General features: G+C 70.9%; 13 protein-coding genes. 11 read left to right on the top strand and 2 right to left on the bottom strand.

The annotated features are described in order from the left end of the window. Positions 1 to 28: 28 nt before the first annotated feature. From BM430_RS22470 to BM430_RS22450, 5 genes are all read left to right on the top strand, one after another. Positions 29 to 2,335: a TonB-dependent receptor family protein gene (locus BM430_RS22470; protein ID WP_093569475.1), complete on the top strand. Its 2,307-nt coding sequence runs from the start codon at positions 29 to 31 to the stop codon at positions 2,333 to 2,335. A gap of 456 nt (positions 2,336 to 2,791) precedes the next feature. Continuing rightward, complete coding sequence (locus BM430_RS22465) at positions 2,792 to 3,799, top strand: 2-keto-3-deoxygluconate permease (protein WP_093569474.1); 1,008 nt, start codon at positions 2,792 to 2,794, stop codon at positions 3,797 to 3,799. After that, positions 3,796 to 5,067, top strand: a complete 1,272-nt coding sequence (locus BM430_RS22460) for a four-carbon acid sugar kinase family protein (protein WP_244539622.1) — start codon at positions 3,796 to 3,798, stop codon at positions 5,065 to 5,067. Before BM430_RS22465 ends, BM430_RS22460 begins: the two co-directional genes overlap by 4 nt. Then, positions 5,064 to 6,062 carry a 4-hydroxythreonine-4-phosphate dehydrogenase PdxA gene (pdxA, locus tag BM430_RS22455; RefSeq protein ID WP_093569473.1) on the top strand — a complete coding sequence of 333 codons (999 nt, stop codon included), beginning with the start codon at positions 5,064 to 5,066 and terminating at the stop codon, positions 6,060 to 6,062. The genes BM430_RS22460 and pdxA overlap by 4 nt, the downstream gene beginning before the upstream one ends. Positions 6,063 to 6,162: 100 nt before the next feature. Further along, on the top strand, positions 6,163 to 6,933 hold the full coding sequence (locus tag BM430_RS22450; RefSeq protein ID WP_093569472.1) for a DeoR/GlpR family DNA-binding transcription regulator: 771 nt from the start codon (positions 6,163 to 6,165) through the stop codon (positions 6,931 to 6,933). An 8-nt stretch (positions 6,934 to 6,941) separates the two neighbouring features. Here BM430_RS22450 and BM430_RS22445 read toward each other — a convergent pair whose 3' ends face one another. Together BM430_RS22445 and BM430_RS22440 are read right to left on the bottom strand one after the other, a co-directional pair. Continuing rightward, on the bottom strand, positions 6,942 to 8,627 hold the full coding sequence (locus BM430_RS22445) for a methyl-accepting chemotaxis protein (RefSeq protein WP_093569471.1): 1,686 nt from the start codon (positions 8,625 to 8,627) through the stop codon (positions 6,942 to 6,944). A gap of 604 nt (positions 8,628 to 9,231) precedes the next feature. Further along, entirely contained in the window at positions 9,232 to 10,476 is a 1,245-nt protein-coding gene (locus tag BM430_RS22440) for a metal-dependent hydrolase family protein (RefSeq protein ID WP_093569470.1), read from the bottom strand. 388 nt (positions 10,477 to 10,864) lie between these two features. Here BM430_RS22440 and BM430_RS22435 point away from each other — a divergent pair, with 388 nt between their 5' ends. The 6 genes from BM430_RS22435 to BM430_RS22410 all read left to right on the top strand — a co-directional run bounded on the left by BM430_RS22435 (position 10,865) and on the right by BM430_RS22410 (position 17,677). Then, on the top strand, positions 10,865 to 11,737 hold the full coding sequence (locus tag BM430_RS22435; protein ID WP_093569469.1) for an ABC transporter permease: 873 nt from the start codon (positions 10,865 to 10,867) through the stop codon (positions 11,735 to 11,737). After that, a complete protein-coding gene (locus BM430_RS22430; RefSeq protein ID WP_093569468.1) occupies positions 11,737 to 12,798 on the top strand; it encodes an ABC transporter ATP-binding protein in 1,062 nt (353 codons plus the stop codon). Before BM430_RS22435 ends, BM430_RS22430 begins: the two co-directional genes overlap by 1 nt. Beyond that, on the top strand, positions 12,795 to 13,820 hold the full coding sequence (locus tag BM430_RS22425; protein ID WP_093569467.1) for an extracellular solute-binding protein: 1,026 nt from the start codon (positions 12,795 to 12,797) through the stop codon (positions 13,818 to 13,820). Before BM430_RS22430 ends, BM430_RS22425 begins: the two co-directional genes overlap by 4 nt. A 367-nt stretch (positions 13,821 to 14,187) precedes the next feature. Beyond that, entirely contained in the window at positions 14,188 to 15,015 is an 828-nt protein-coding gene (locus tag BM430_RS22420) for an ABC transporter permease (protein WP_093569466.1), read from the top strand. Between the two features lie 26 nt (positions 15,016 to 15,041). Then, positions 15,042 to 16,652 carry an amidohydrolase family protein gene (locus BM430_RS22415; RefSeq protein WP_093569465.1) on the top strand — a complete coding sequence of 537 codons (1,611 nt, stop codon included), beginning with the start codon at positions 15,042 to 15,044 and terminating at the stop codon, positions 16,650 to 16,652. Next, positions 16,649 to 17,677 (top strand): CobW family GTP-binding protein, encoded by a 1,029-nt coding sequence (locus BM430_RS22410; RefSeq protein WP_093569464.1) that lies wholly within the window; start codon positions 16,649 to 16,651, stop codon positions 17,675 to 17,677. Before BM430_RS22415 ends, BM430_RS22410 begins: the two co-directional genes overlap by 4 nt. Positions 17,678 to 17,728: the final 51 nt, after the last annotated feature.

Here is a 17,728-nt window from a genome sequence, read left to right as displayed (position 1 = left end):
CCTCTCCCCCTTCTTCACGAGCCATCCGATGCCGCCCCTCCCCGGTTCCGGCCTGCGCCCGCGCGCGCTCGCCCTCCTCCTCACACCTCTCCTCGCCCTCGCGCCCGGCGCCGCCCTGGCGCAGGACACCATCGCCCTCGACGAGATCGCGGTCGCCGGGGCGAGCCCGCCCGGTCCCGCCTTCGGCGTCGCCGCCCCGCCGGGCTCGGCCCCGAGCGTGATCGAGCGCCCGGTCGGCGAGATCGTCACGGGAATCGGCCGCCAGGACGTGATCGCCAACCGCCCGGCGACCAGCGTCGGCCAGGTGCTGGTGAACAGCCCCGGCGTCAGCGTGCGCCAGGGCAACGGGCCGCGCGACGTGGTGGTGTCGATCCGCGGCAACAACGCCCGCTCGACCGGCGTCATCAAGAACATGGTGGTGCTGGAGGACGGCTTCGTCGTCACGCAGGCCGACGGCGCCTCGCGCTTCGACCTCACCGATCCGCGGGCCTATTCGCGCATCGACGTCTTCCGCGGGCCGCAATCCCCCCTGTTCGGCAACTATGCCACCGGCGGGGCGATCGCCTTCCGCACCCGCACCGGCCGCGAGATCGACGGCTACGAGATCGGCACCGACGCCGGCAGCTTCGGCTACCTGAATCATTACTTCACGGTGGGCGGGGTCAGCGGGCCCTACGAGGTCAGCCTGTTCGCCAGCGATTTCCGCCTCAACGGCTTCCAGGACCATGCCAGCGCCAACACCCAGACCGTCAACCTGCTGGCGAGCTACACCCCGACGCCGGACAACCGCTTCACCCTGAAGGTCATCAACAACCTCGTCGACGTCGACCTGCCCGCCCGCTCGTCGCTGGCGCAGTACCGGATCAATCCCTACCAGCGCGGCTGCGCCAGCGCCGCGACGGCGGCCGTCGGCTGCACCACCTTCAACCTGTTCCGCAACGGCGCCTTCGGCGCCACCGTGCCGGTGACGGCGGACGAGGGCGCCTTCGGCCGCAACGACCGGCGCACGCTCATCGCCGGGCGCTGGGAGCACGACATCGACGCCAACACGACCTGGCGCACCCAGGTCGGCTTCGACGAGCGCAACTTCGACCAGCCGTTCTACACCTCCTCCTCGCGCGGCAGCTATCCGTCCTACAATGTCCTCTCGGACATCACGCACCGCACGGAAGTCTTCGGCCTGCCGGTCGTCGGCTACGCGGCGCTCTCCTACAGCGCCATCGACAACCACATCGCGCTCTACAACCGCGCGCCCTATGGCGGTCCGCGGCTCGGCGCGCTGGTGAGCAACCAGGAGGCGTTGCAATCGAATCTCGGCGGCCGGGCCCGGGCCGAGATCGCGCTCTCCGAGCGATGGACCGGAATCGTCGGCGTCTCGGCCGAGAACACCTGGCTGACAGGGCGCACCCTCACCTACGGCTACTCGGCCGGCGGCACGACGCAGGCCCTGGCCCGGATCGACCGCAGCTTCCTCAACGTGGCGCCGGAGCTGGCGCTGGTCTACCGGCCCGACGACACTCTCGCGTTCCGCGGCCGGGTCGCCACCGGCTACGCGACGCCTGCGGCGAGCGTGCTGTTCGTGACCCCGGCCGGCGTGCCGGGCAACAACACCGACCTGCGCACCCAGACCAATCTCGGCTTCGATCTCGGCGCCGAGTGGTCGCCCCTGCCGGACCTGCGCCTGAGCCTGACCGGCTTCTACGAGTTCTTCCGCAACGAGTTCGTCACCCAGTCACCGGGGGCGGGGCTGCTCAGCTACACCTTCAACGCCCCGGCCTCGGAGCATCGCGGCATCGAGGCGGGTGCCGAGTGGGCGTTCTCGCCCGGCTGGCGCGCCTTCGCGGCCTACGGCCTCAACGACCAGTTCTACACCCGCTACGTCGAGCAGTTGAGCGCCGGTTCCTTGACCGCGCGATTCGACCGGGCGGGCCGCCTGATCCCGGGCGTGCCGGCCCACCAGCTCCTCGCCCGCATCGGCTACGACCAGCCGACGGGACCGTTCAAGGGGCTCGGCGCCTTCGTCGAGGCGGTCTACCAGGACGGGTTCTTCCTCGACAACGCCAACCTGCTGCGGGCGCCGGGCTACGCGATCCTCAACGCCAACGTCCATTACGACACCGATCTCGTCGGATCGTATGCCAAGCGCCTCAGCCTCTATGTCGAAGTGCGCAATCTGCTCAATACGACCTACATCGCCTCGGCCCAGCCGCTGGCGAACTCGATCAGCGCGGTGACCGGGCTGCAGAACGGCGCCGGCGTGCTCGCCACCACCACCGGTACGATCTTCGCGGGCGCGCCGCGCAGCATCGTCGGGGGGATGAAGCTGGCGTTCTGAGCGCTGTTGCAGTCGGCGTGAAGGATCCTCACCGACCTCCATTGCAAGCCCCCCTTTCCCGGACGACTGGAGCGACAGCGGAAGAAGATCCGGGATTCATCACGAGAAGTCGCGAAGCGTCCTTGTGTCTGCAACGGTGCAGCATAAAGAGCCGCTTTGCGGCAAGTCTCTCCTGGATCCCGGATCTCCTTTCGCTGTCGCTGCTCTCGTCCGGAAAAAGGGGTGTGGGGACTGGAAATGCCGTCGCGGTGGAGGCTGTCACGCGAGCAGGCCGAGGACGGCAGCCCAAGCCCCGACTCAGCCACGCGAAGGCACCCACCCCCGCAATCCGCGCATATCGCGCAAATAAATCATTGACCCCCGCCGGTGTATGCGCTCTTCGAGCGCTAACAGTCGGATTTACGCGCAATTCACTGCGCGATCCACGCAAGGGAGGACCGTATGGCGGGGCTACGGATGGGCGAGGTTCGCATCAAGCGCGCGATCGAGCGCGTGCCGGGCGGAATGATGGTGGTGCCGCTGCTCGTCGGCGCGGTGATCGCGACGCTGTTCCCGGCCACCCCGAAGGTGTTCGGCTCGTTCACCGGCGCCCTGTTCACCGGCGCGCTGCCGATCCTGGCGGTGTTCTACGTCTGCATGGGCGCGAGCATCGACTTCCGGGCAACGCCCTACATCGTCAAGAAGGGCGGCACGCTGCTCGTCGTGAAGGTCGGGATCGCGATGATCCTCGGGGTGCTCTTCGGCCGCCTGCTCGGCGAGGCGCCGATCGCCGGCGGGTTGTTCGCCGGCCTCTCGACCCTGGCGATCGTCGCGGCCATGAACGACACCAATGGCGGCCTCTACATGGCGCTGATGGGCCAGTACGGTCGGCCGCGGGACGTCGGTGCCTACACGATCATGTGCCTCGAATCCGGGCCCTTCCTCACCATGGTGACGCTCGGCGTCGCCGGCCTGTCGGCGTTTCCGTGGCAGACGATGGTCGGCAGCATCCTGCCGCTCCTCGTCGGCATGATCCTCGGCAATCTCGACCGCGAGATGCGCGACTTCCTCGGCCGCGCCGTGCCGGTGATGATCCCGTTCTTCGCCTTCGCGCTCGGCACCGGGCTCGACCTGACCAAGATCTGGCAGGCGGGGCTGCTCGGCCTCGGGCTCGGCGTCGCGGTGGTGGTCGTGACCGGCATCCCGCTCTTCTTCGCCGACCGGTTCACGGGCGGTACCGGGGTGGCGGGCGTCGCCGCCTCCTCGACCGCCGGCAACGCCGCCGCGGTCCCGGCGATCATCGCCGCCGCCAACCCGGCCTATGCCGACGCCGCCGCCCCCGCGACGGTGCTGGTCGCCGCGACCGTGGTGGTCACCGCCATCCTCACCCCGCTCGCCACCGCCTGGACCGCCCGGCATTTCGGCGAGCGCCCCGAGCAGGAGGCCGCGCCGGTCCCGTCGCCGCGCGTGGCGGAGCGGGCGTGACCGTGGCGCGAAGCTGGCTCATCCTCGCCGACGACCTCACGGGGGCCGCCGATTGCGCCATCGCCTTCGCCCGGCGCGGCCGTTCGGCCCGCGTGCAATGGGGCACGGCGGGATCCGGCGCGCAGGATTCCGGGACTGACGAGGACGTCGTCTCGCACGATGCCGACAGCCGCCAGCTCGGCGCGGAGGCAGCGGCCGCGCGCCATGCCGCCCTCCTCGACCGGCTGCACCGGCCCGGGCGATCGGTGTTCAAGAAGATCGACTCGACCCTGCGCGGGCAGCCCGCGGCGGAACTGGCCGCCACCCTCGCGGCCTTGCGCCGGCACGGCGGCGCGGCCTTCGGGATCCTGGCGCCGGCCTTCCCGGCGACCGGCCGCACCACGGTGGCAGGCCGGATCCGGGTCCAGGGCCGGCCGCTGGAGGAGACCGAGCTCTGGCGGCGGGACCACACCTACGCGACCGGTGCGCTCCCGGCGATGCTGGAGGAAGCCGGCCTGCGAGGCGCCGCGATCGCCCTCGCGACCGTGCGGGCCGGCGGCGACGTGCTGCGCGCGGCCTTGTCCGACGCGGCGCGGGCGGGAGCGGTCGCGGTGCCCGATGCCGAGACCGAGGACGACCTCGCGCGGATCGCCGAGGCCGGCCTCGCACTCGACGCGCAGGAGAGCCTGGTCTGGATCGGCAGCGCCGGCCTCGCCCACGCGCTCGCCGCTCAGGAAGCCGGGCCCTCCGCCCCGGCGCAGGAGATCGCGGCCGGCCCCGGCGGCATCCTCGTGGTGGTCGGAAGCCTCGCCGCCACCTCCCGCGCCGCCGCGCGCCGGCTCGCCGGCGCGACCCGCCACGTCGCGGTCGCGCCGGACCTGCTGCTCGGGGCGGACGAGGCCGCGCGGGCGCGCTGCCGCGACGCCGTGGCGGCGGGATTGCATGCAGGTGACGACGTGCTGGTCGAGGTCGCGATGGGCGAAAGCCCCAACCTCGCCCTCGGTCCTCGCCTCGCCGACGCCCTCGGCGCGTGGCTCGCTCCCGTCGCCCCCCATCTCGGGGCGCTCGTGGCGACCGGCGGCGAGACCGCGGCGGCGTTGCTCGCCCATCTGGGGGTCGACGGATTGCGGCTGATCGACGAGATCGAGCCCGGCGTGTCCCTCGGCCTGACGCGCGGCGCGCTCGCCGTGCCGATCGTCACCAAGGCCGGCGCCTTCGGCACCGAAGACACGCTCCTGCGCGCCGTCCACCACCTCCGGGCCATCCGACACCAGGGATCTTCGACATGAGCCGACCGACCGTCGCGATCACCATGGGCGATGCCTCCGGCATCGGACCTGAGATCATCATGAAGGCGCTGGCGCTGCCCGAGGTGGCGGCTTTGTGCCGGCCACTCGTCGTCGGCGATGCCGGGCGCCTGCGCGAGGCGGGCCGCATCGTCGGCTCGGCGCTGACGGTCCAGGCGATCGCCTCGCCCGAGGAGGCGACGGACGCCCCCGGCACCGTCGCGTGCATCGATCTCGGGCTGATCCCGCCGGGCCATCCCTTCGGCAAGGTCTCGCCGATCTCCGGCGAGGCGGCGTTCCGCTCCATCGAGCGGGCGGTCCGGATCGTCCAGGCCGGCCAGGCCGCCGCGATCTGCACCGCGCCCCTGAGCAAGGAGGCGCTGCACGCCGCGGGCCACAAATATCCGGGCCACACCGAGCTCCTCGCCGAACTCACCGGCACGCCGGAAGTCTCGATGATGCTGGTCTCGCCCAAGCTCCGGGTGATCCACGTCACGACCCATATCGGGCTGATCGACGCCATCGCGCGGATCGAGCCGGGCCTCGTCGAGCGGGTGATCGCGCGGGGCCACGACACCCTGGTCAAGGCGGGCATCGCGAATCCGCGGATCGGCGTCTGCGCGATCAACCCCCATGCGGGCGAGAACGGGTTGTTCGGCCGCGGCGAGGAGGCCGAGAAGATCACGCCGGCCGTCGAGGCCTGCCGGGCGAAGGGCTGGCGGGTGGAGGGGCCGCTGCCCGCCGACACCCTGTTCTTCCTCGCGGGGCGGGGCGACTACGACATCGTGGTGGCGATGTACCACGACCAGGGCCACGGCCCGATCAAGGTGCTGGGACTGGAGGCGGGAGTGAACATCACCGTCGGGCTGCCGGTGATCCGCACCTCGGTCGATCACGGCACCGCCTTCGACATCGCCGGCACGGGCGTCGCCGATGCGGGTTCCTTGGTCGAGGCCCTGCGTCAGGCGGTCGACCTCGCGCCGCGTCGGGCGGTCTGATACGATTTCCGAACGATCAGTTCGGAAATCGTATCGCCAGCCCGCGCGGCGCGTGAGCGAGGCCGATTTCCGCATCGCGAAGCGATCAATCGGAAATCGTATGAGACTCGTGACGCGCGGCCGGCACCGCCACCCGCTGCTGCTGGAGGCGCTCCAGGCCGGCGAGGTCGTGGTCGAGGAGCTGGCGGAGCGCTTCGGCGTCTCCGCCTCGACGATCCGGCGCGACCTGCAAAGGCTGGCGACGGAGAACGCCATCCGGCGCACCTATGGCGGCGCCGTGATCGCCCATCCGCTGCCCGAGACCAGCCTGCCCGAGCGCGAGGCTCAAGGCCGGCCCGAGAAGGCCGCCATCGCCCGGGCCGCCCTGGCGCTGCTCGCCGACGACGACATCCTGGTCCTCGACGGCGGCTCGACGGTGGCCGCCTTCGGGGCGGGCCTTGCCGGGCGGCGCCACGCGGTCATCACCAACAACCTGCCGCTCGTGAGCGTGCTCGCCGGCGCGCCCGGCCTCACCCTGACGGTGCTCGGCGGCGCGGTGCGGCCGGGCAGCATGAGCACCCTGGGCCCGCTCGCCGAGGCCTCGCTGCGCCGGCTCACCGCCGACAAGGCGGTGGTCAGCGGCGACGGGTTCGTGGCCGGCCGCGGCCTGTGCGAGGCGGCGATCGAGCAGGTCGCCCTCAAGTCGCTGATGATGGAGCAGGCGGCCGAGATCGTCGTGCTGATGGATTCCTCCAAGCTCGGCCGCGCGACGCAAGGCGCCTGGGCGCCCCTGCCGCGCCGCTGGACCCTGGTGACCGATGCCGGGGCGACGGAGGCGCAATGTGCCGAAGCCGAAGCCGCAGGCGCGCGGGTGGTGCGGGCGGCGGGGTAAGGCCCCGCTCAGGCCGCCCGCACCGTCGCCAGGAACCGCGCCACCTCCGCCGACAGGTGCTCGGACTGGCGCGACATCTCCGAGGCCGCGCCGAGCACCTGGGCGGCGGCCGCCCCGGTCTCGCCGGCGGATTCGGCCAGCGTCGCGATGGTGCCGGTGACCGCGCCGGTGCCGGCTGCCGCCTCGGCGACGTTGCGGACGATCTCCTGGGTCGCGGCGCCCTGCTCCTCGACCGCCGCGGCGATCGAGCTCGCGACGCCGTCGATCTCGCGGATGCGCCGGCCGATGCCGTCGATCGCCGCCGCGGCCTGGCCGGTCGAGGCCTGGATGCGGCCGATCTGGCCGGTGATCTCCTCGGTCGCCTTGGCGGTCTGACCGGCGAGCTGCTTGACCTCCGCCGCCACCACCGCGAAGCCGCGCCCCGCCTCGCCGGCGCGGGCCGCCTCGATCGTGGCGTTGAGCGCCAAGAGGTTGGTCTGGCTCGCGATCGACGAGATCAAGGCCACCACGTCGCCGACCTTGGCGGCAGCCTGCGACAGGTCCTGGACCAGCGCCACCGTCTCGCCGGCCTCGGAGACGGCGACCCGCGCCAGCTCGGCCGAGCCCGAGACCTGCCGGCCGATCTCCTGGACCGACGAGCCCAGCTCCTCGGCGGCCGCGGCCACCACGGTGACGTTGGCGGCCGCCTCGCTCGCCGCGCCCGCGACGGCGCCCGACTGGTCGGCCGCCTCCGCGGCGCTGCCGCTGAGCGAGCGGGCCGTGGCTTCGAGCTCGGTCGCCGCCGCCGAGACGCCGCCGACGATGCTGCCGACCGCCGCCTCGAAGGCATCGGCCATCTGCCGCATGCCGGCCTTGCGCTGCGCCTCGGCCGAGGCGCGGGCGAGCGCGGTCTCCTCCTCCAGGGCGCGGCTGCGGATCAGGTTGTCGCGAAACACCACCAGCGAGCCGGCGAGCGCGCCGATCTCGTCGCGTCGCCCCTGCCCCGGGATCGCCACCCCGGTCTCGCCGCCGGCGAGCCGCTGGGTCGCGGCGGTGATCGCCCGCAGCGGCCCGGCGACGCCGCGGCGCACCAGCACCATCGCGCCGCCGGCGACGAGGAGCGCCAGCGCGGTGAGCGCCAGCATGTTGCGGTTGGCCGCGGCGTAGGTCTCCTCGATCAGCTCGCCGCTCGCCTTCGAGCCGGCGCCGTTCAGCGCCACCAGCTTCTCCCAGGCGCCCATGATGGCGATGATGCCGTTCGACATCGTGGTGTTGTAGATCCGCTGCCCGCCCGGGATGTCGCCGGCGGTCGCCTTGGCGACGGCCTGGCGCTGCTGCTCGGCATAGTCGGCGACGTGGCGGCGGAATTCCTTGTAGAGATCGCGCTCGGCCTGCGAGAGCGGCAGCGCCTCGAAGCGGGCGTACTGCGCCTCCATGATCGCGTCGCGCTTGGCGATCTGCCCGGCGACCTCGGCGCGCAGCTCCGGCGTATCGGCGGTGATCAGACGGGAGCCGTTGACGCGCTGGCGCATGATGTTGATGCCGATCCAGCCGAGCGTGTCGGTCGCCGGCACCCGGACGTCGCGCAGGTCCGACGCGGCCGTGTTGACCCGGCTCAGCTCGGTCAGCGAGAGGCCGCTCGTCGCGCCGATCAGGAGGACCAGGGCGACGAGGCACAGCCCCAGCTTCGCCGCGATCGACAATCCGTTACGCATGATCCCGTCTTCCCGACGCCAGTAGTTCCAACGGCGCCATTCTCCCTGACGAACGGTTAAGCTTTCTTGAGCGCCGATCATCAGAACTCGCAACATTCCGTAGCGTCATCAGGGTGACGCCGCCGCCTCGATCCGGCCTGTCGACGCGCGCCCTGCGATCGAAATCGGCTCTATACGTCCGAATGCGCCCGCCTATGGTGAGCAGGAAGCGGTCATCGCTCGCCCGCACTCATCATCCTGCTTCGCCAGTTCGGCGCGAGACGACGCGCCGGCCTGCCCTCCCAGGGCCGCGGAACAGATCGGCGAGAAGGTGCGTGCCTGTTCGCCTCTCGGGCGGGAGCGGGGCTCCCGCATCGTCCCGCGACCGTGAGAGCCTGTTCGAGTTGCGAGGACAGCACCAAGAAACGCTTTTCTCTCCCACCCACGGCCTCATCCTGAGGTGCGAGGCGATCGAAGATCGCTGAGCCTCGAAGGAGGCCTCCAGAGATCTCAGCGTGATCTGGAGGCCTCCTGCGAGGTTAGTCGATTTTCCATCGACTGACACCTCAGGATGAGGTCGTGGGTGGGATAAAACCTACCTATCAATCAAACAGTCTCTGGGACCTCACGCCGCCAGCTCGTCCTTCACGAACCGCCCGTCGATCATGATCGCCCGCATGTGCCGGCCCTGGCCGGTGAGGAGCGAGAGGTCGGCGAGCGGGTCGCCGTCGACCACGATCAGGTCGGCGAAGGCGCCAGGCGCCACCACGCCGGCCTTGCCCTCCAGGCGCACGACCTTGGCGGCGTTGACCGTGGCCGAGCGGATCACCTCGATCGCCGGCAGGCAGCGGCCGCGGATCACGAACTCCTCCGACTGGTGGCGGTGCATCTCGCCGAGGAGATCGGTGCCGTAGGCCATCATCACGCCCGCATCCCGCAGGGTCTCGAGGGCGGCAAGACCTGCCTCGCGCACGTCCTCGATCTTGGCGACCGAGGCCGGCGGCAGCCCCAGGGACGCGCCTTCCTTGGCGAGCGCGTCGAAGGTGACGTTGGTCGGCACCACGTAGGCGCCCTTCTCGCGGATCAGCCGCGCGGTCTCGGGCGTCACGAGGTTGCCGTGCTCGACCGAGATCACCCCGTTCTCCACCGCCCGGCGGATCGCCGCGTCGGTGTAGAGATGGGCGGCGACGTAGGTCTGGGCGTTGTTCGCCTCCTCGACGATCGCCCGCAGCTCGTCGACCGAATAGCCGAAGAACGCGATCGGGTCGGTCGGCGAGGACACGCCGCCATTGGCCATGATCTTGATGAAGTCGGCCCCGGCCTTGATCTCCTCGCGCGCCACGCGGCGCACGGCGTCGAGCCCGTCGCAGACCCGGCCGAGCGACCCGAGCTTGGTGCCGTAATGGCTCACGTCCCGCGCGTGGTAGCGGCCGCGGTAATCGGTGTGGCCGCCGGTCTGCGACAGGGCCTTGCCGCAGATGACGAGGCGCGGGCCGTCGATCAGGCCTTCACGCACCGCCATGACCAGCCCGTGATCGGCGCCGCCGAGGTCGCGCACGGTGGTGAAGCCGCGCATCAGCATCCCGCGCATGATCTTAGCGGTGCGCAACGCCACCAGGGAATCCGGTAGCTCGGCATTGGCGCCGAGATCGGGGATCGTCGCGATGACGTGGACGTGGCAGTCGATCAGGCCCGGCATCAGCGTGCGGCCGTTCAGATCGATCACCCGGGCCGACGACGCGGTGAGCGGACGGTCCGAGACCTCCCGGATGGTGCCGCCCTCGACCAGCACGTCGTGGCCGTCGAGCGCGGTATCGTGGGTGCCGTCGAGGATGCGGGCGTTGCGGAACAGGACGAGGTCGGCGCTCATGCGGGCGGTCCCTGCAGGGTCGGGTGGCGCCCGGATCGCCGGGCAGGCGGGGCGGTCCGCGGCACACTGGACAGCAACAAAAAAACAGGCAAGCTTGTTTTTTTATCAGGCATTGCATTCCGGAGGATCAGTGACGCGGACCGGACGCCAGCGTCGGGCGCGAAAGCCGCGCGACCCGCGAGGGGATCTGCGCCCGACGCCGCCTTCGCGGAACGGCGCTGCCGCGAGGCCCTGGCGCGACCGCCCGCGAGCATGGCAGTCGTCTTGGCACCCGTCTTGGCACCCGTCTTGCCAACCCCTCGCTCGCCGCCCGGGCAGACCTTGCCAAAAGGGCGGAGACCTGTCCTACAAATAGGTCAGCTGCCGTCACCCCGAAACCGTGAGCCGCATGCGCGCCGCCCCCCTCTCCCCCGCCGGGCTCTCTCCTGCCGGGCTCTCCCCTGCAGGTGCCGGCCTCCCGGCCCGGCTCGGCCGCCTCGCCGTCCTGGCGGCGGTCGTCCTGGCCTACGCGGTCGTGTTCGCGCCGATCGTGACGGTGGTCGTCACCTCGTTCTTCGACCAGGAGATCGTCACCTTCCCGCCCGACGGCCTCACCTGGCGCTGGTACCTCAACGCCTGGGCGCAGCGCGACTTCGCCCGCGGCTTCCTCACCTCGCTCCAGATCGCCCTCATGGCCACCGCGATCGGCGTGCCGCTCGGCACCGCCGCGGCGCTGGCGCTGGTGCGGGCGAACATCCCGGGGCGCGGATTCATCAACACCTTCCTGCTCGCGCCGCTGGCGGTGCCGGCGATCGTCGCCGGATCGGCCCTCTACATGTTCTATCTCCGGGCCGAGGACTGGCTCGACACCGACATCAAGGCGACGCTCGGCGGCCTCGTCGCCGCCAACGTGCTGATCACCATCCCCTGGACGGTGCGCCTCGTCACCGCGAGCCTCGCCGGGCTCGACCGCGCGGCGGAGGAGGCGGCGGCCAATCTCGGCGCGACGCCGCTCACGGTCTTCCGCCGCATCACCCTGCCGATGCTGCGGCCCGGCATCGTGGCCGCCGCCCTGTTCTCCTTCGTGGCGAGCTTCGAGAACCTCGAACTCAACCTCCTCCTCGTCGGCCCGGGGCGCACCACGCTGCCGGTCGCCATGCTCAGCTACCTGGAATTCCGAATGGACCCGACCCTGGCCGCCGTCGCGACCGCGCAGATCCTGATGGTGACGATCCTGATGCTGGTCACCGACCGCTTCGTGAAGCTGTCGCGGATCGTCTGATGGGCACCCTCCAGCTCGACGGCGTCACGAAGCGCTACGGCGAGGCGATTGCGGTCGCCGGCGTCGACCTCGACATCCGCCAGGGCGAGCTCGTGGCGCTCCTCGGCCCCTCCGGCTGCGGCAAGACCACGACGCTCCGGATGGTCGCGGGCTTCATCGAGCCGAGCGCCGGCCGGGTCTTGATCGGCGGGCGCGACGTGACGCGGCTGCCGCCGCACGCCCGCGACACCGGCATGGTGTTCCAGTCCTACGCGCTGTTTCCGCACATGAGCGTCGCCGACAATGTCGGCTTCGGGCTCGAGATGCGGAAGGTGGGACGGGCCGAGCGCGACCGGCGCATCGCCGAGGCCCTGCGGCTGGTGCGCCTCGATTCGCTCGCCGACCGGCTGCCGCGCCAGCTCTCCGGCGGGCAGCAGCAGCGCGTGGCGCTCGCCCGCGCGCTGGTGGTGAGCCCGGCGGTGTTCCTCCTCGACGAGCCCTTGTCGAACCTCGACGCGAAGCTCCGCTCCGAGGTCGGGCTCGAGATCCGCGAGTTGCAGTCGCGATTGGGCCTCACCACCCTGATGGTCACCCACGACCAGGACGAGGCGCTCGCCATGGCCGACCGGCTGGTGGTGATGGAGCACGGCCGCGTGCTCCAGGTCGGCAGCGCCGAGGACCTCTACGAGCGCCCGGCCGACAGCTTCGTCGCCGGCTTCGTCGGGCGCTGCAACCTGCTCGAGGGCGCGCGCGAGGGGGCCGGCGTGTTTCGCCTCGCGAGCGGCGCCGCCCTGCCCTGCGCGCCCGACGCGACCGCGACGGACGGCCTGCTGGCGATCCGGCCCGAGCGGATCGAGGTCGCGCCCGATCCCGCCGGCACCGGGCGGTTGCGGGCCGTGACCTATCTCGGCGCCCGCACCGAGTATCACCTCGACCTCGCCGGCGAGGCGATCGTCGCGGTGAGCCCGACGCCGCTTCCCGACGATCCCCGCCGCCGCCTGAGCGCCGGCGACCCCGTCCGCATCACCTGGACCCCCGACGCCGCCCGCGTCATCCCCCGTACGGAGAGCCCCGCCCGATGATCACCCGTCGCTCCCTGATCGCCAGCAGCGCCGCCCTCGGCCTCGCCGGCACCTTCCCTGCCCGGGCCGAGGCCGCCCCGATCGTCGTCGGCACCTGGGGCGGCGATTACGGCGCGCTCCTGCAGCAGAACATCGATATTCCGCTGATGAAGCCGCAGGGCATCGAGGTGTCGCAGGACATCGCCAACCAGGATCCGCGCCGCACCAAGCTGATCGCCGAGCGCACCAGCCGGCGCGCCAGCATGGACGTCGCCTGCATCAACGACATCGACAGCTACATGCTGAGCCAGCTCGGCGTGCTGGAGACCGTGCCGGCCGCCGAGGTGCCGCGGCTGTCGCAGGTGATCGACGTCTTCAAGAAGCCCCACTCGATCCCGCACATCTACTCGGCGCTCGTCGTGCTCTACAACCCGAGCAAGGTGACCACCCCGCCGACCCGCTACGCCGACATCTTCGATCCGAAATACAAGGGCCGGGTCGGTTTCTCGGACATCCTCTGGAACTTCAACATGGCGGGCGCCAATATCGGCGCCGGCGGAACGCCGACCGACTTCAGCAAGGGCCAGGCGGCCCTGCGGGACCTGAAAAAGAACTCCCCGAAGGTCTATCCCTCGAACGAGACGCTGGCCGCGGCGCTCAAGTCCGAGGAGGTGTGGATCTCGCTGATGTGGCTCGCCCGCGGCTTCATGTGGAAGCAGGCCGGCATCCCGGTCGCGATGGCGGTGCCGGAAGAGGGCGCGCTGCCGATCCTGTTCGAGGCCGGCGTGCCGAAGAACTCGCGCGCCAAGGACGGCGCCTTCAAGTACCTCAACGCCATGCTCGATCCGGGGGCGCAGGTCGCTTTCGCCCAGAAGATGGGCTACGTGCCGACCGTCAAGGACGCGAAGCTCCCGGAGGATCTGGCCAAGCAGATCAGCCTGACCGAGGCCCAGCAGGCCAAGCTCCGCCCGCTCGATTACGCGACGATGCAGGCGCAGCAGGCGGCGTTCACGGATTTCTGGAACAAGGAATTCAAGGGGTAGGTCTGTCGATCAGAATGCCTCAAGGCTTTTTTGGCAAATTCCGAAACAAGCCTGCCGCGGGTCTCCCCTCTCCCGTGTGGGAGAGGGGTCGGGGGTGAGGGTGGCGCGCTTCCGTGTGAGACGCTGAGCGTTGTGCTGGCGGCTGAACGGTCCAGCCTTCTTGCGGCACCGTCTCCACCCTCACCCCTACCCCTCTCCCACACGGGAGAGGGGATCCCGTGCCTCATTCTTGTGCGAGAGCTTTTGCGAAAGCCGGGATCACTCGGAGCACGCCTTCGCGGCTCGATGATGGCCCTGTGCGGAGGGAGGGCAGGTGGCAACCCTGATCCCCCCGTAACCAGAAAATCCCAAATCCGAAGGTCCGCCCGTGTTCGCCCTCATCCTGCCGGCCGTTCTCGTCGTCGCCGCGCTCCTGATCGGCCCGATGGTGCTGCTCGCGCGCATCTCGCTCAATCAGTACAGCGCGACGCAGCTGATGATCGAGGCGACGACGGCGCAGAACTATCTCGCCGCCGTGGCCGACCCGTACTATCGCGGCGTGATGGGCACGACGCTGGTGATGGCCTTCACCTGCACGGCGCTGACCCTGGCGCTCGGCTTCCCGGCGGCCTACCGGCTCGCCCGGATGGAGAGCCGGTGGAAGAGCCTCGTCACCGTCCTGACCCTGATCCCGCTCCTCGTCGGCAACGTCGTGCGCGCCGCGGGCTGGCTCGGGCTCCTCGGCAATGACGGGCTCATCAACGCCACCCTGCGCGGCCTGCACATCACGGCGGCGCCGTTGCAGCTGATCTACACGCCCGGCGCGGTCGCGATCGGGACGATCGCGGTGGTGCTGCCCTACATGATCCTGACCCTGTCCTCGGTGATCGAGAGCATCCCGCGGGCGGTGGAGGAGGCGGCGGCCAATCTCGGCGCCAGCGGCTTCACGGTCTTTCGCCGGGTGGTGTGGCCGCTGGCGCTCCCCGGCACGGTCGCGGGCTGCGTCCTCGTCTTCATCCTGTGCATGAACACCTACGCGACCGCGGTGCTGCTCGGCGGCTCGCAGTTCAAGATGATGGCGCCTGCCGTCTACGACCAGTTCTCGCGGGGCATGAACTGGCCCTTCGGCGCGGCGCTGGCCTTCATCCTGCTCGCCGCGACCCTGGTGTTGACCGCGCTCGGCACCGCGCTTCTCGGCCGCCGCTACGCGCGCTAGGCCTAACAAGAACACGGGAGGACCCCATGAGCGACGCCCCCATCCCCGCCGGCAACGAGCTCGCCGCCGAGCGGGCCAAGGCCGGCCAGCCGCCCCTCGTGCCCTCGACCTCCCGCGACCGCGGGATCGGGCCGCACAAGCGCCTGGTGCTGCGGGGCGCCACCGTCATCGACGGCACCGGCGCGCCGCCGATCGGCCCGACCGACATCGTGGTCGAGAACGGCCGCATCGTGCAGCTGAAGAAGGTGACAGGCAATCTCGCCAACACCGCCAACCGGCCGGCACCCGGCGACCACGAGATCGATTGCCGCGGCAAATGGGTGACGCCCGGCTTCGTCGATTGCCACGCGCATGCGGGCGTCGCGTATCACGCCGCCAACGGCTGGGTGCCGCCGGTCGAGTACGTCTACAAGCTCTGGCTCGCCCACGGCGTGACGACGGTGCGCGAGATGGGTTCGTTCAACGGCCTCGACTGGATGCTCGACCAGAAGAAGCGCTCGGACGCCAACGAGATCGCGGCGCCGCGGTTGCTGGCCTACAGCTACTTCCCGGCCGTCAACGACATGCTGAAGCTGATCCACACCCCCGAGGAGGGGCGGGCGTGGCTGCGCAAGCTCAAGGAGCGCGGCGCCGACGGGGTGAAGTTTTTTGGGGCCCCGCCCGCCATCATGGAGGCGGCCCTCGACGAGTGCGCGAAGCTCGGGCTGAAATCCGGCTGCCACCACGCCCAGATGGCGGTGACGCGGATGAACGCGCTCACCACCGCCGGCTGGGGCCTGACCAGCGCCGAGCATTATTACGGCCTGCCCGAGGCCCTGTTCGAGGACCGGGTGGTGCAGAACTTCCCGCTCGATTACGACTACAACGACGAGTACTTCCGCTTCTCGGTCTCCGGACAGATGTTCCGACAGGGGGCGGAGCCCGGATCGAAGAAGTGGAACGAGACCCTGGAGCGGTTCCTGGAGCTCGGCTTCACCTTCGTGCCGACCTTCACGATCTACGACGCCAACCGCGACCTGATGCGGGCGCGCCAGGCCGACTGGCACAAGGAGTACACCTGGAAGTCGATGTGGGACTACTTCACCCCGCAGCGCGGCGGCCACGGCTCGTACTGGTATCGCTGGTCGACCCAGAACGAGATCGAGTGGAAGGAGAACTACCGGCTCTGGATGGCGTTCATCAACGAGTACAAGAACCGCGGCGGCCGGGTCTGTGCCGGTTCGGATTCGGGCTTCATCTACCAGATCTTCGGCTTCGGCTACATTCGCGAGCTGGAGCTGTTGCAGGAGGCCGGCTTCCACCCGCTGGAGGTGGTGCGCGCCGCGACCTCGCAGGGTGCCGCCCTGTGCGGGCTCGAGGACGAGATCGGCACGGTCGAGGTCGGCAAGCGCGCCGATCTGCTCGTCCACGACCACAACCCGCTCACCGACTTCAAGCTGCTCTACGGCACAGGCGCCCTGCGCCTCGACGAGGCGACGAACGGCGCCACCTGGCACCGGGGCCTCAAGTACACGATCAAGGACGGGGTGATCTACGACACCGCCGAACTGCTCGCCGACGTACGCGCCCTGGTCAAGGCGACCTGGGACGAGGCGGTGCCGGCGCAATACGCAGCGCCGCAGCAGGCGGCGCCGTGAGCGAGAGCCTCGATGTCGTCGTCCTCACCGGCTTCCTCGGCTCGGGGAAGACGACGCTCCTGCGCGATTACCTTGCCCTCCCCGAGGCGGCCGACACCGCGATCATCGTCAACGAGGCCGGCGAGATCGGGCTCGACGGGCTGATCCTGCGCGAGAGCGGGGGTGACGTGCCGATGACGATGCTGGCGAATGGCTGCGTCTGCTGCCAGATGACGAGCGACCTCGCCCGCACCGTCGAGGCGCTGCTCGCCGCCGAGCGGCCGGAGGCTTCGGGGCCGCTCCGACGCATCGTGCTGGAGACGAGCGGCCTGTCGAAGCCCGGCCCGGTCCTGCGCCAGCTCGCGAGCCTCGCCGGGTTCCCGATGCGGGTCTCGGTGCTGGCCACCTACGACGCGCTCCGCGGGCCCGACACCACCGCCTTCGAGGAGGCCGCTTCGCAATGGGCCGCCGCCCACCGCATCGTCCTCACCAAGCTCGACGCCGCGCCCGACGGTCACCTCCCGCAGGCGAGGGCCGAGGTCGCGGGGCTGAACCCGCTCGCCGAGATCGTGGCCGATCCCGACCGTGCCGCCGCGGTGGCGGCCGCCTTCGCGCCCCTGCCCGGCGCCGGCCTCGATCCGGCTCTGCTCCAGGCGGAGTTGGCGGGCTCCCATCCCCGCGTCGCGGTCTGGCTCGCCCGGCCGGTCGCCCCCCTCCCCTACGACGACCTGGCCGCCTGGCTCGACAACCTCGCCGGCCGTCTCGGCGAGCGGCTGTTGCGCCTCAAGGGATTGGTGCGGGTCGTCGAGTCGGACCGGCCCGTGCTGGTCGAGAGCGTCGGCACGCTGTTCTCGCGTCCCCGCCCCTTCGGCCGACCCGGCGAGGCGGCCGCGCCGTTCGTGGTGGTGATCGCCCGCGATCTGGCGGCGGGGGAACTGGAGGGCGTGGCGCCTGCCGGGCTGTTCCGCTTCGCGCCGCGGGTGCCGGACAGCCCGTTCGTCAAGGCGGGGGCCGGGGTGCCGCGGGCGGAGGGGGTGCGGGGTTGATCGACGAGCACCGGCTGCCGTCGGGGACAGGTTCCGCCGGAACGGCCGTCA

The sequence above is a fragment of the Methylobacterium sp. 174MFSha1.1 genome (assembly GCF_900116815.1).
GTDB lineage: Bacteria > Pseudomonadota > Alphaproteobacteria > Rhizobiales > Beijerinckiaceae > Methylobacterium.
This window is presented reverse-complemented; position numbering and strand designations above follow the sequence as displayed.

Bases quoted from the DNA above. Each gene is read 5' to 3' on its own strand.
- BM430_RS22440 (WP_093569470.1), bottom strand. From the start codon at position 10,476: ATGAGCGCCGACCTCGTCCTGTTCCGCAACGCCCGCATCCTCGACGGC.
- pdxA (WP_093569473.1), top strand. From the start codon at position 5,064: ATGAGCCGACCGACCGTCGCGATCACCATGGGCGATGCCTCCGGCATC.
- BM430_RS22425 (WP_093569467.1), top strand. From the start codon at position 12,795: ATGATCACCCGTCGCTCCCTGATCGCCAGCAGCGCCGCCCTCGGCCTC.
- BM430_RS22415 (WP_093569465.1), top strand. From the start codon at position 15,042: ATGAGCGACGCCCCCATCCCCGCCGGCAACGAGCTCGCCGCCGAGCGG.
- BM430_RS22465 (WP_093569474.1), top strand. From the start codon at position 2,792: ATGGGCGAGGTTCGCATCAAGCGCGCGATCGAGCGCGTGCCGGGCGGA.
- BM430_RS22430 (WP_093569468.1), top strand. From the start codon at position 11,737: ATGGGCACCCTCCAGCTCGACGGCGTCACGAAGCGCTACGGCGAGGCG.
- BM430_RS22445 (WP_093569471.1), bottom strand. From the start codon at position 8,627: ATGCGTAACGGATTGTCGATCGCGGCGAAGCTGGGGCTGTGCCTCGTC.
- BM430_RS22470 (WP_093569475.1), top strand. From the start codon at position 29: ATGCCGCCCCTCCCCGGTTCCGGCCTGCGCCCGCGCGCGCTCGCCCTC.
- BM430_RS22435 (WP_093569469.1), top strand. From the start codon at position 10,865: ATGCGCGCCGCCCCCCTCTCCCCCGCCGGGCTCTCTCCTGCCGGGCTC.
- BM430_RS22450 (WP_093569472.1), top strand. From the start codon at position 6,163: ATGAGACTCGTGACGCGCGGCCGGCACCGCCACCCGCTGCTGCTGGAG.